At 50.4% G+C, this 15408-nt stretch carries 4 protein-coding genes; 1 reads left to right on the forward strand and 3 read right to left on the reverse strand.

All coding sequences use genetic code 11. From position 1 onward, the window contains the following. Positions 1-6: 6 nt before the first annotated feature. Complete coding sequence (locus NIES208_RS10915) at positions 7-12420, reverse strand: autotransporter outer membrane beta-barrel domain-containing protein (protein ID WP_139325038.1); 12414 nt, start codon at positions 12418-12420, stop codon at positions 7-9. A gap of 869 nt (positions 12421-13289) precedes the next feature. On the opposite strand from NIES208_RS10915, the gene NIES208_RS10925 reads away from it, so the two are divergent. Beyond that, entirely contained in the window at positions 13290-14024 is a 735-nt protein-coding gene (locus NIES208_RS10925) for a SapC family protein (protein ID WP_075892648.1), read from the forward strand. Between the two features lie 35 nt (positions 14025-14059). Here the strand turns inward: NIES208_RS10925 and NIES208_RS10930 are convergent, their stop codons facing one another. Beyond that, entirely contained in the window at positions 14060-14278 is a 219-nt protein-coding gene (locus tag NIES208_RS10930; protein ID WP_139325039.1) for a hypothetical protein, read from the reverse strand. Between the two features lie 431 nt (positions 14279-14709). After that, a complete protein-coding gene (bcp, locus tag NIES208_RS10940; protein WP_075892654.1) occupies positions 14710-15183 on the reverse strand; it encodes a thioredoxin-dependent thiol peroxidase in 474 nt (157 codons plus the stop codon). Positions 15184-15408: the final 225 nt, after the last annotated feature.

Genomic DNA, 15408 nt, shown 5'->3' on the forward strand with positions numbered 1-15408 from the left:
AGCAGATTAGAAGGAGAATTTCATCTTAAAGTCTGCGCCGTGGACGGTGGTGTTGCGGGAGAACTGTCCCCAATACCCCAACTTCATCGATAAACCATTGAGGAACAATAATTCGACATTTGCCGCCGCATCAAATTTACTGCGATCGCCGAGACTAGTTACTTCAAAGGAATCAACACCTTGGGGTGCACCAGCTAGGCGTGCAGAAGTAGAAGGATTTGGATCAGTGAGGTAGTGGGTGTAACCCAGATAAATGGTCGGGCGGATGGTGAGATTTTCATCTTTAAATTCGCCACCAAATTCAATGGCTGGGTTGAGGGTGACATAGGCTTGGCTGCTGTCGTCGACGATTAGGTTTAAAGCGCCTGCACCAGTTTCCTCAAAGCCGTTGTACTTCACGCGAGTGGAGCCAAAGTCGAGCATGGGTCGTACATACCAGCCGCCACCTGCATCAATATCGTGGGAAATCCGTAACCATGAGCCAAAGAAGGATGCATCTTGTTCACTGGTAACGCGATCGCCGGTGGGGAAAAGGTTGAATCGTTCCGCATCGAATTCCCCAGAACCACCCACAACTCCTAAACCAATATCCGTATTACCAAAGGATTTTTTGACAGCTAAACCTGCCTGATTGGAAGAACCGTTCATCATGGCAGGCTGAACAGCAGAACTCGTTTCATAGACGCTCGCTCCCGCCGCTAAAGCTAAATACCATTGCTCACCGAGATCCAGCTGTGCGCCACCAGAAATTGCAGAAACCGAAGTCTCAAAATCAAAGTATTCAGAAGTGCGATCGCCGTTATTACCGAGAGCCGCGATATCGAGCCAGAGACATTCTCCTTCTTTAAGGATTCGCTGGTCGCCACTCGCTTTACAGGTGAATAGGTCATCCCGTAGTTGCTGCGAAGTTAACTGGAAATTTGTGTGAATCGAGCCATAAATTTCTGGCGACAAACTGTCATAGGGTGTTCTTAAATCGAGGGGTTCTGCCAGCGCAAAAATCCCTTCAATCAGCGGTGCAAGACTAGGATCACTACCTGCCAATTGCACCCGATTGAGATAATCGCCAAAAGCAGTTTGATTGCGGTTTAGTGCCCCAAAACCCTGAAAATCAACATCGATATCAAGGAAGGCAATTTTATCCGTCGAGTCAATCGCAAAAGTGGCGATCGCCGAATCAGGTACGACCAAATTCAAAGTTTCCTTGGTGATACTGCCTTCCGTTGCCGCAAAAATCAAAGTGCGCTGACCGGGTTTAATCCTTCCGATGCCTGTGTTTAAAACATTCAGATCACCTTCGAGGGAGGCATCTTCCGTGATATTAAGGCGATCGAGGGAATCATCCGTAAAGTCGAGGGTTAGATCAAAATCAGCGGTTTTTGTTTGAATATAATTACCTGAAATCTCGGTTACATAAACCGATTGGTTCCCCGGCGAAATTGTACCTGCATTGCTAAAGACGCTATTGCCATCCTCACCGATAAACATTTCTGTACCCGCAAAAATGGTTCCTCCTAGCTCATTCAGCAACGTATTATTACCACCGCCGAGGTTCATATTGCCGTAGAAAACGCCCGTCGCTTGATTCGTGACAACTTCATTCCCTTCCTCGCCCACCACCGTATAACCATCCGGTGTCGACATCGTGATCATGCCCAGTTCGGACATGCTGGGGTCGCCTTCCGAAGCAGCAATGACATAGCCTCCTTCATTGGTAAAGCTATTCTCCGCACCGCCAGAAATTTTTACGCCGATGCCACTGTCATTCACCCAGATAGTTTTGTCGTCAGTGAGGGTAATGTCGATATCGCCTTGGGTACTTTGGGCACTGCGGGATTGGGCATAGAGCCCAACATTTTCTTCGCCCGTAGCCGTCAGGTCGCCATCAAGCACCACATCAACTTTGCCGGATGCACCTAAACCCCCAGCCGAATCAGCGTAGAAATCATCCACAAGACCGCCGCCACCACCGAGACTCTGGACAAATAAACCAAAGGAGCGATCGCCGCCAACAGAAATATTCCCAATTTGCTCAAAATCGATATTGCCGCCGTCACCACCATTAGCGGCACTAGGCGTAACGGTTACTAAACTTTTATCGAGACCTGTGAGGACGAAACCACCGCCCCCACCAATTGATTGCACCACCGCCGCGTGGGACAACAAACCATCTGTTTCAAGATTGCCAGTATTCACAACCGTGACATCTTTACCATCACCAGTGGAGTCATCCTGAGCACCCATCACCGCTTCAACGGAATCTGCCCCAGAAACCTTAGCAATGCCGCCGCCCGCACCAATTGATTGCACCTCGAGACCGGGTGACATGTCTCCACCCGTACGAATAGAGCCAGCCAGAGTTTGCAGTACCGTATTGCCATCATTATTAAAACTGGGGTCGGAACCGAGAGTGATTTTTGCTAGTTGATCACCATCAGCAATGCCGGAACCACCGTCATTTTGCAGAATACCGAGACGCAGATAGCCGCCGCCGCCACCAATCGATTGAGTAGAAGAACCTGCCGAATAATCCCCTTGGGTAAAGATGTCGCCTTCACGGGTTTCCTCGACGCTGCCACCACCAGAATTGTTGGTATTAATCGCCCCTAAAACGGCTGTTAAATTTAGGTCGGTGCTTTGGTCAACAACGATATCTTGATTAACATTACCGCCACCACCACCGATGGACTGGGTTCTAGAACCAGCACTGTTTTCAGCCATTGTGACCATGTTGCCTTTCTGCACAACAGTCATCAGATTCGCTGTCGCATTTTCAGCATCATTAGACCCCACCTGAATTTCGGCATTCAATGCATCGTCATCAGTGGGAGAAATTGGTTCATCACCAAAATCGCTAAAGTCGAGGAATAGATTAGTATTACCACCGCCACCATTAATACCTTGGTTATTGGTCGCTTGACTATTCGCGCCGAGCATCATGATGTCGCCCGTGCGGTTAATCGTTACTTCGCCTGACATACCGCTAGAGGACTCGGTTGGAATAACTTCTTCGGATGTGATCTCAAAGCCACTACCAGAAATCGTTTTGATTACTGCATCAAGGGCTGTCCACAACGGACTAGAGACAGAATAGGCAGAGTTCCCACCGCCACCGCCGACGGATTGGGCAAAAACACCGTAGGAATTATCGCCATTGGAAATGATGGAACCTGTGTGATTAATCGTGACATCACCACCATCAGCACCCGTACCATTAAAGCCGCCCATACCAAAGGTTAGAAGTGAGGCACTAGATAAAGGATTGGTGAAATTTTTGAGTTGAGTGCTGGACAATGCCACTGCAAAGCCGCCATCGCCTCCGCCTCCGCCGACGGATTGGGCGTAGATACCGTGGGCATTATCGCCATTCACCACGATGGAGCCAGTATTGCTGACCGTGACATCGCCTGCAGTATTGCCATCACCGCCCTGACCCCCAATGGCAAAAGTACCGCTTAAACCCTGCATGGAAGAGTTATTTTTCGACAGGGCAATATCTAAATTGAGACTGAGGCCGCCAGTACCGCCGCCGCCACCAACGGATTGGGCGAGGATGCCGTGGGATTCTTCACCCTCAGTCATAATTGTGCCGCTGTTGGTGACTGTGACGTTGTTACCAACGCCGCCTGTACCGCCGTTGCCACCAACTGTTACACCAAAATTGGTTTTCTCTGTGCCTGCTGGTTCGATACTGACTAAGGTTCCGGCGATCGCCGTACCACCATTACCGCCACCACCACCAAGGCTCTGGGCAAAAATACCAACGGATTTATCTTGTTGAGTGTAAATTATGTCGCTATTCGTTACCTCAACAACGCCGCCAGCACCCGCATCACCTGCGGAACCACCCACAACTGTGGATAGATTGAAAAAGCCTTTACCACTAATCAAATTGGCATCAACAGCCATCGCGCCATTACCGCCGCCACCGCCAAGGCTTTGGGCAAAAATACCGTGGGCAACTTCGCCATCAGTCGTAATAGAGCCACTATTATCGACTTTGACCGTGCCGCCGCTCATGCCTTCGCCCCCTTCACCACCGACGAGGACATTAATATTAGAGCCGCTGGAAGAATAACCCGTACGAGCCGTACCGCCGTTACCGCCGCCGCCACCAATAGATTGCGCCAAAATCCCCACAGAGCGATCTGCATTGGTCGCAATGGTTGCGGAGCTAGTCACCGTCACATCGCCGCCAATACCCCCTTCTCCACCTGTGCCGCCAACGCGAATATTGGTATTAACGTCCTTACCATCTGAGGTCGCGTTATCAATCGCATCTGTGATGTCACCCGTGGACACTTCACCGAAGTCTTCGTCGTAACCGCCAAGACCACCGCCACCACCAACGGATTGAGCAAAAATTGCATGGGCTTCTTCGCCGAAAGTTGTGACAGAATCTGCGGCATCAACGGTGACATTCCCCGCTGATCCCCCTTCGCCACCTTCTAAGCCGACACTCACTTCCACTGACGCACCGCCAGCATCTGGGGTAAAGGAACCAGAGACAGAAGTTGTTGTACTTGTACCACCGCCACCACCGACAGATTGGGCAATCAGACCGTGAGAACCTTTGCCGCTAGTTGTAATTACTCCCGTTGAATCCAGGGTGACATCCCCAGCATCACCACCATCGCCGCCCCTACGACCGACTTCGACCTGGATGGCGATCGCCCCGCCAGATTCTAAAGTGCCATCTTGCCCCGTTGCGACATCCAAGATCACGGTTGTAATGTCCTGCTCAAACACAGAATCACTATCGTCTTCAGTGATGGGAGCCTGAAGATTGAGGAAAGTTGCATCAGAACCATTGTCAGCATTACCGCCACCCCCACCAATAGACTGCGCCATTACCCCAAAGGAGCGATCGCCAAGGGTTGTAATATCGCCGACATGGACGACATCAACGGTATCGCTATCGCCACCGTCAGCCGGCTGTCCACCAAGGGAGAAACCAATGGCCGGGTTAAAGTCAGCAGGACTAGAATCACCACTATCAAAAAAGCTATCGAGAAAGCTGAAATTAGCGTGGGTAGAATTGTAATTCACGTTGGCATTACCGCCGCCGCCACCAATACTTTGGGCAAGGATGCCGTGGCTATTTTGGCCTTGGGTCGTGATATTACTGAAGTTATTGACTTCCACCGTGGAGCCTTGGGTAGCATTGCCGCCAGCGCCACCAATAGTGAATTGACCGACAAAACCGGGGCGCTCTGTGTAAACATAGCCCGCGTTGAAATTAATACCCGCAGTACCGCCGCCGCCACCGATACTCGACGCTTCAATACCGTTGGACTGAGTGCCATTGGTGAAAATGTTGCCCGCTGGATTTGTTAATGTGCCGCGATTGACAGTAACAGAACCCGCTTCGCCAGCACCACCACCGGAACCCCCCACAGCCACTTGAATTGGGGAACTATTAATGGCAATGACACCATTGACATTAAAACCACCATTACCGCCGCCGCCGCCAATGGACTGGGCTAGCAAACCACCGGATAATTCTCCAGCTGTGGCGATCGCCCCGTCTTGATTAACAAGAACATTACCCGCATTCCCGCCAGCACCACCGGAACCGCCAATGCCAATACCGACAACGCCGCCATTACCACTACTACTGGCTCCACCACCAGCACCATTAATGTTAAAGCCGCCATTACCGCCGCCGCCGCCAATGGACTGGACAACAACGCCTTTTGCTTCGTCGCCTTGGGTCTGAATATTGCCCGTAGAGCTTGATAAGGTTGCGTCACCAGCATTACCCGCTCCAGCACCACTACCACCGATACCAATGCCGACGACACCACTGCCTTGTTTTGCACCGGAACCGACAAGGGAAATATTGAAGCCGCCATTGCCGCCACCCCCGCCGAGGGATTGTACAAAAATACCACCGGAGCGATCGCCGGTTGTAGAGATATTGGACTGGGTTGTTGCTGTAACTGCCGCGGCATTACCACCAGATCCGCCGGAACCGCCGAGACCCAGATTAAATGCGCCAGATCCTTTGCCTGCAGCAGAACCAGTAATGCTGACATTAAACGCGCCATTACCGCCGCCGCCGCCGATAGATTGAGCCATAAAACCAGTGGCATCTTCACCAATGGTTGTAATATCACCGACCATGGTGGCATTCACCCTGCCCGAATCGTTACCGTCGCCACCGGAACCGCCCAAACCAATATTGATTGCGCCGGAGCCTGTACCCGCGCCGGAACCCACAACAGTGAAATTAAAGCCGCCATTACCACCACCCCCACCAAGGGATTGGGCTAAAAAGCCCCGGGAGCGATCGCCGGTTGTACTGATATCGTCGTTCGCTACGGCAACAACAGCCCCGGATGTACCACCGCCACCACCAGAACCACCGACACCGATTGCCACTGCGCCACTACCCGTCCCTGCGCCAGAGCCAGTGATATTGACACTAAAACCACCATTACCGCCACCGCCACCGAGGGATTGCGCGGTAAAGGCTGTGGCATCATCCCCTAAAGTCGTAATTTTGCCCTGTGCTGTAGCCGTCACATCATCCGCATTGCCAGCACCACCGCCGGAGCCACCCACACTAATGCCAATTGCGCCACTGCCAGTCCCTGCACCAGAGCCGCTAGCACTAACATTAAAACCACCATTACCGCCGCCACCGCCGAGGGATTGGGCGATAAAACCGAGAGCACCATCGCCTTGGGTCGAAATATCCTCTTCTGCAAGGGCTGTCACTGTTGAGGCATTTCCGCCGCCACCACCAGAACCACCCACACCCACGTTTAATGTGCCGCTACCTGTGCCTGCACCGGAGCCATTAACAACAACAGTAAAGCCACCATTACCGCCACCACCACCGATGGACTGGGCGGCAAAACCAATGGCATCAACACCTTCTGTGGTAATCGTGCCCCTCGCTGTACCGTTAACGCTACTTCCATTGCCTGCGCTACCGCCGCCGCCGCCCACACCGATACTAACTGTGCCACTGCCAGTGCCTGCGCCAGAGCCAGCGAGATTGACAGTAAAGCCACCATTACCGCCGCCACCGCCCACGGACTGGGCTAGGAAACCAGAGGAGGTATTTCCCTTTGTGGCGATCGCCTGTGCTAGGACAGCAGTAACATCGCCGCCATTACCAGCGCCACCACCAGAACCACCCACGGCAACACTGACCGCACCACTGCCAACGCCAGCACCAGAGCCAACCGCAGTAACATTAAAGCCACCATTACCGCCGCCACCGCCGATAGACTGAGCTGTAAAGCCGTTGGACTCGTCACCTTCGGTCGTAATTGAGCCACCTGTGACAGTATTTGCAGCCGTAACAGTAACTGCACTGGCATTGCCGCCACCACCACCGGAACCACCGACCCCAACGCCAATAGAACCGCTTCCAACACCTGCACCACTACCCGATGCTGTCACATTAAAGCCGCCGTTACCGCCGCCACCACCAAGAGATTGGGCGAGGATGCCGTAGGAACCTTTTTGCTGCGTCAAAATTGTGATGTCGTCGGTGACTTCAAGGTCAACTGTGCCTGCCTGACCGCCACCAGCGCCCGTACCACCAACACCTACATTAACGGTGCCAGCGCCCACACCTGCGCCACTGCCCGTCACCGAAACAGCAAAGCCACCATTACCGCCGCCCCCACCGAGGGACTGAGCCACAACACCGTGGGAATTTTCGCCATCGGTAAAAACATCATTGGCAAAGGATAAATCCACATTGCCACCTGTACCTGCCGTGCCACCACCGCCACCAACACCGACAGAAACACCGCCACTACCGACACCTGCACCACTACCCGATGCAGTCACACTAAAACCACCATTACCGCCGCCACCGCCAACACTCTGGGCAAGAATGGCGATCGCCTCATCTCCTGAAGTGGTAATCGAGGTATTTGCCAATGTATTTTTTTCTTGAACAGTGAGAGTGACAGCACTAGCATCACCGCCACCAGCACCAGCACCACCGACACCGACAGAAACTGCACCACTGCCGACCCCTGCGCCATCGCCAGTGGCTGAAATGGTAAAACCACCATTACCACCACTACCGCCAATGGACTGGGCAACGATACCCATTGATTGGTCACCAGAGGTATTGACACCCCCTGTAAAATCAGCCTCCACTTCGCCACCATCACCGCCGGCGGAACCATTACCACCAACGGATACACCGACGGAACCACTACCAACGCCTGCCCCAGAACCCGTCGCCGTGATACTAAAGCCACCATTACCGCCGCCACCGCCGAGGGACTGAGCCACAAATCCAGAGGAGTCGTTGCCAGTGGTTGCAATAAAACCGTCAAAGGTTGCGTCAGCTTCTGCGCCATCACCACCGCTTCCACCATTACCACCGAGACCCACGGAAATACTGCCGCTACCAACACCAGCACCGGAGCCAGTCACCGTCACATTAAAGCCACCATTACCGCCGCCTCCACCGAGGGATTGGGTTAAAACGCCATAGGAATTGTTGCCTGAGGTTTGGATTGTGCCTGTGACATTGCTGGTTGCCGCTTCACCGTCGCCACCGCCAGAGCCATCACCACCAAGACTTACGCCAATAGAGCCGCTACCCACGCCAGCCCCAGAACCCGTCGGCGCAATACTAAAACCACCGTTACCACCGCCACCGCCGATACTTTGGGCGACAACGCCATGGGAATTATCACCGCTAGTTGTTACGTCGTTCGTAACCGTTAAATCGACAGTATTACCATCGCCTGCTGCACCGCCAGAACCACCGACACCAATATTGACAGCGCCACTACCAACACCAGCACCGGAGCCTGTTGCGCTAACGACAAAACCACCATTACCACCGCCGCCACCGATGCTCTGGGCAAGCACACCGATAGAATCATCACCTGCCGTTGTAACATTACCTGACGTGGAAGCAAGGACAATACCCGCATCCCCACCAGACCCGCCGGAACCACCAACACCGACATTTACCGTGCCACTACCCACACCAGCACCGCTACCGGACAGGGTGATATTAAAGCCCCCATTACCGCCGCCACCGCCGAGACTCTGAGCCGCGAAACCGATAGAACTATTACCGATTGTAGAGATTACGCCCGTCGAAGATGCATCAACATCGCCACCCTCACCGCCGCCGCCGCCAGAACCACCCACACCGATGGCGATCGCCCCACTCCCGACTCCAGCCCCAGAACCAGATGCAATAAACGTAAAACCACCATTACCGCCGCCACCACCGACAGATTGCGCCAGAATCCCGCCAGAATTTGCACCAGTAGTGGTGACATTGGATTCTAAATCAGCTTTAACGGTATTACCGATACCGCCACCGCCACCGGAACCGCCCACTGCAACATTAATTGCGCCAGAAGCAACGCCTGCACCGGAACCGCCGACACCGACGGAGTAACCACCGTTACCGCCGCCACCGCCGACCGACTGCACTAAAATTCCTGTGGCATCACTGCCGCCAGTCGAAATTGTGCCTGAACGAGTGGCTGCTGTCACTTGACCACCGTCGCCACCATCACCGCCAGCACCGCCAACGCCAACATTAATGGAAGCCGAAGCAAGCCCCGCGCCAGAACCAGCCACTGTGACACTACCGCCACCATTACCGCCGCCACCGCCAACGGATTGAGCCAGAAAACCTGTAGAGCTAGCGCCTTCTGTGGTGATATTGCCTTCAATACCAACCGCCACAGTGCCGCCATCGCCGCCATCGCCGCCAGCACCACCAACGCCCACAGAAATAGCACTCCCAAAGGTAGCACTAGCACTACCTGTAATTGCGACGGCTACGCCACCATTGCCACCACCGCCGCCAGTAGATTGGGCTAAAAATCCAGTCGAGCGATCGCCGGTCGTGAGAATACTGCCATTAAAGCCCGTACTCGTCAGCATATTAGAGCCGTTGAAAGTTCCTGCCTGTACCTGACCACCATCACCACCAGCAGCACCATCACCACCAACGGCAATCCCTAGAGAAGCCGAAGCAGGCCCTCCCGAAGCCGCCAAACTGACCGCATAGCCACCGTTCCCGCCACCACCACCGACACTCTGGAGCATGATGCCAGTGGAGTCAGCGCCAGTCGTCTCAACAATGCTTAAACCCGTACCTTTGGTGAGATTAACGACACCGCCATTCCCGCCTGTGCCGCCACTACCCCCAATAGAAACAGAGACAGCACCGCCAATGCCACCCGTTGCCTGAATAGAACCACCGCCATTACCACCACCGCCACCGACAGATTGGGCAAATAAACCAGTGGAGCGATCGCCGGTTGTCCGAATCAGAGAGGCATTATCGGCATCTTGACCTTGCAGCGTGACATTGACATCGCCAGCAACGTTACCATTTCCTGCTGTTCCACCAATGGAGACACCCGCAAATAAACTCGTCGAAGCTGAACTGCCACCATTACCGCCGCCGCCGCCGATCGATTGCGCCAAAATACCACGCGAGTCATCCCCATCCGTTTCAATCGTGCCGCTATTAATAACCGTGACATCATCCCCAGTACCGCCGCCACTACCACTGCCACCGAGGGAAACTAAGCCGCTCGTGGATGCGCCATTACCACCGCCACCGCCGATACTCTGCACAACAATGCCATGGGAAAAATCCCCCGCCGTATCAATGTTGCCAAAGTTGCGGGCGATCGCCACATCACCATCACCACCACCATCACCACTACCGCCAATACTAACCAGACCACCAGAAGAACCACTGTCACCACCGCCACCGCCGATACTCTGGGCGACAATACCGCGAGCCGTAAAGCCATCCGTTGAGATACTGCCGAAATTTTCTACAGTGACAACATCGCCATCCCCCGCAACACCACCATCACCACCAAGGGCAACTAAACCACCCGCTCCCGCTGTACTCCCGCCGCTGCCGCCAATCGACTGCGCCAAAATGCCATCCGCATAATCGCCACTCCCATCATCTCCAGTACGAATGTCCCCTTCATTGAGGTTGCGAACAGTGACAGTGCCCGCATCGCCACCACCAGCCGCATCACCACCGATCGCCACCAGCGCACCATTACCACCAGCAGAACCGCCACCACCACCAAGACTTTGGGCAAAAATCCCCTTCGCGTTGCGACCCTCGGTAACAATTAAACCGTTATTCGTGACCTCAACATCACCACCATCACCACCATTGTTGGCACTACCTTGCAACGAAACAATTAAATTACCCGATGTACCAGAGTTACCGCCTGAACCACCGATACTCTGGGCGAGAATACCGTGGGCATCATCGCCCGTTGTTTGAATGGAGCTGCCAGCATTATTATTAATCTCAATATCGCCGCCATCCCCTGTCGCTCCACCATCACCACTTTTGCCGACAATGCCGAATTGAGATCCCCCATTACCACCCGTATTACTCGCACTTAAACCATAGACACCAACAGCTCCGTCCCCAGATGTGGCAACCGCATCATTATTGTTAACCGTCACATCGCCGCCGCTACCCGCGACACCGCCACTGCCACCACTCGGCGCTAAAAAGCCACTGCCGCCATCCCCTGCTTCGCCACTCCGGCTATAGGCAAAAATGCCGTGTTGATCATCTCCTGTGGATGCAACTTGAGCATTACTAGTGGCATTGACTGCGCCACCATCCCCTGCATCACCGCCGGAACGACCCGAAAAAGCTGAGGCAAAGGAATCACCCCCATCCCCACCATCGCCACCAATACTGGCAACTTCCATGCCAATTCTGTTGGTTGCATTAATGTCAGTGTTATTAGTTGAATTGACTGTGGGGCCATTGCTACCATCACCGCCACTTCTCGGCGGGACAAATAAAGCACCATTACGGCCGTTGCCACCATTGTTTCCTTGTTCAATTTTGGTAATACCATCTGCCCCGGCTTCGTTGATGGGAGGGGGCTGTATTGTTGGTTCTACGGTAGTGTCTGGGAATATTGTCGTCGTTGCAAAGTTATCAAATGCTATTCGATCATCGGTTGTAGATAGATCTGCATCCGCATCGAGAACAAACTCTTCACCCGCTAAATTAACACTAACGACACGGAAAAAGATCGATGCATCATCCTCAGCATAAACAAGATCACCTGCCGTTTTAACGAGGAAAGAGTCACCATCAGCGGTGTCAACCCAAGCGACATCTCCGGCTGTTGGTACGCCAGCGGGATCACGACGCAAACCTGTAACCGTTGTTGTTGTGCCATTGGTCGGGTTGGTGACGGCTTGACCAATAGTTGAAGTGGAGGAAGGGTCCGGTGGTGGGGTGGACTGGGTGATCGCCAATGTCGGTGAAGCCAGGATTGCGAGCAAAAGCAAAGATCCTTTCACATTTAGTCGGCCAAGACTGGCGATCGCCAACAAAATTTGGGAGAGGCCTTTATATCTCTGTTGAGTAGACAATGTTGCTTTAGTGGAAAAAGACATGGTGAAGAAAGAAATGAAGAAATAAGAGTCTAGTAAATTGGGATAATGAAAATCCCATACCGACAAAATTAACGAATAGGAATTAACATTCCTAAAATGTCACTAATGACTTTTTAAAGTTAGTACGGACTACCCTTTAAAAAGTTGATATTGATCACAACTCCTATGTGACAATACAAAAAATCATACATATACATAAATAGTCCAAAAATACACGTCTTGATCTGTCCACATAATGTTTCCCAAAGGCTCAGAATTCACAAAAAATGGACTGCCTTTACAAAAACTTTGCTAAATTCTTAGATAAATCTTTCTATTTTTTAAGGCTTTTCTAAGGAAACAATGATGGGCAAAATTCTTGCGAAATTATCAAGAAATATTTCCCAAACTTTTATTTTCAAGTTGTTTTCTGTCAAAACAAATAAACTGATTTCTTTAGCCAAAAATGTTTTAGCTAAAAAATGGCCGGACATATACAGCCCCATGAGCAATAACATTCAGTTTAGGAGGCAATATTTAGCAGTCAACCTATATGGGCTTAAAACAAGAACTTCAGCTTAAAATCTGCGCCATAGACGGTGGCGTTACGGCAGAACGCTCCATTGCCCATGAGTTTCAGTTACATTTTTGTATTTTACATTCATAAAAAGAAATAACTAAATTCATAATCTGGCAATACCAATGCATAGATAATTAAGTCGAGGAATTTCGTTTTGCGCTTGAGCTATCACCATCGATAACCCTTGAAACAACAGAGCAATTCATATCTTAAAATCCGTACATTTTTTCCAAAGAAACTTTGATTTTCACCAACATGAAAAAATGAGTAAGATGCCAATAGCAATATTTAATAAATAGAGGTCTAAATCATGACAAAGCAGCTTCTCATCTATGAAAATACAATTCCACTTTCCGTAGAGCGCCATAAAAAATGGTGTTTACAAAATACGAGTAACTTCTCATTCGCAAAGGATGTTAATGCATTTCCTCTGCTAGGAACTGAGTTTTCTCCAGCTGCATTAATTTATCCGATTGTTTTTGTTAAAACCGAGTCTATCCTATACCCATCAATTATTACCGGCATTAAGGATCACGAAAATTTTTTCGTCACTAAATCTGGGGAATGGCAAGCGGATTATATTCCTGCTTTTGTACGGCGTTATCCGTTTATTTTTTCCATTAGTGAAGATCAAAAAACCTTTACGGTTTGCATTGATGAATCTTTTGATGGCTGGAATCAGAATGGTTCTGGTGAGCGATTATTTGATAGTGAAGAAAATCAAACTCAGTATCTTAAGAATGTTGTTGCGTTTTTACGGGATTACCAAGCAAGTTTCTTAGCCACAGAAGCCTTTTCTAGAAAACTTATGGAGCTTAATCTATTAGAAGGAATGCAAGCAAGTTTAACTATTAATAATGTTGTGCAAAAACCTTTTCAAGGCTTTCTCGGTATTAATCGCGACAAGCTTAAGTCTTTAACTCCTGAAGTATTGTATGAATTTATGCAGTTAGGTTGGTTGGAGCTAATTTATTTACATTTACATTCTCTTAATCATTTCTCTCGCCTAACAAGTATGATGTCTGATCGCTTAAATGATGGCTAGAGGAGATCATTAATTGGTGTGATCTCTATGGTGAATTATTCGGATTGATACGGGTCGAGCCCATGGGTCGCGACATGTTGGGAGAGAAAAGATTCAACATCTTCTGCGGCTTCTTCCCAAGAAATAGGTCGAGAGTTCATATTCTGGTTATTCAGTGAAAAATCCTTTTGGGATAATTGACTCAGGGTATTGAGTGAATCTTCAAATTCTCGCTGGGAATGGATTCGCTGAGGGTGCGGAAGGTTACTACTCATGACTTTGCGGCGCATTGCTGAAATTCTAGTCTAATAATAACTCTCGCTACGTTTTACGAAGAATAAGGTTGACATCCGGAATAAAAATCTCAAGAACTTTTTAAGGTACTGTTCTTGTTTGGATAAAGTTAATGTAAGTTTCTCCGTATCTGTACGTAGCTTTTTTTTTTGAAAGTTTTTTTCTTTTTTGTTGTACGGCGATCGCCAGCTCATGAAGTGTTAGCTCTGGTGCATGGTTAAATCTTAAATTTCTAGAGAAAACAAAAAAATAAAGATAGGCAAACATTGCCATATTGACTGTTTTGAGCAAAGTTTTTGAGCTAACAAAATCGCCCCAGTCATGCCATCGCCCGATCACCATTGCAGGCCTCACCTCAGGAGAATTTCAATTTTCTTGCATAATAAAAAATAAAAAGTCCAAGCTGAGACGATTATGCTGTCGCGAGGGACTGGAGCTGTTCTAAAACTTTCTGTGCATGCTCTTTAACGCGAACTTTGATCCAAGTGTGGGCAATGTCGCCGTTAGGGTTTACCAAAAATGTCGAACGGACAATCCCCATATATTCTTTACCCATAAATTTTTTTAGTTGCCAAATGCCGTAGTCTTTGGCGGTTTGATGCTCTGGATCGCTCAGCAGTTCGATATTTAATGCTTTTTTATCGATAAAGCGTTGGTGGGATTTTTCTGAATCTGGGCTAACGCCGACAATAGTGGCATTGAGCTTGGTAAATTCAGGTTCTAGGGCTGTAAAGTCTAGGGCTTCTGTTGTACAGCCGGGAGTATTGTCCTTGGGATAAAAATAGAGAATGAGCCATTGACCTGCAAAATCTTTCAGGGTTTTGACTTCACTTTTTGCATTGGTGAGAGAAAAGTTGGGGGCGGCTTGACCAATTTCGGGGGGCATTTTAGTTCTTTTTGTCTGGGATAGTTTTGCAACTTGATTTTAATCTGAAGAGATGTGGCCTAGGTAACGTCAGTTATGGATAAGCATGTAGCCAAAATTCTTTAGAGAAAAGGAGATACGGAGAGGGAAAGACACGGGGAAGCAGCGAAAATTTGCATTTTTTGAAAGCGAGGATTGTTTGCATAGAAACATCTCCCGATCTCTCGCTCTCCCATTCACCGCGTC

It is taken from the genome of [Limnothrix rosea] IAM M-220 (assembly GCF_001904615.1).
In the GTDB taxonomy this organism is placed as follows: Bacteria; Cyanobacteriota; Cyanobacteriia; order Cyanobacteriales; family MRBY01; genus MRBY01.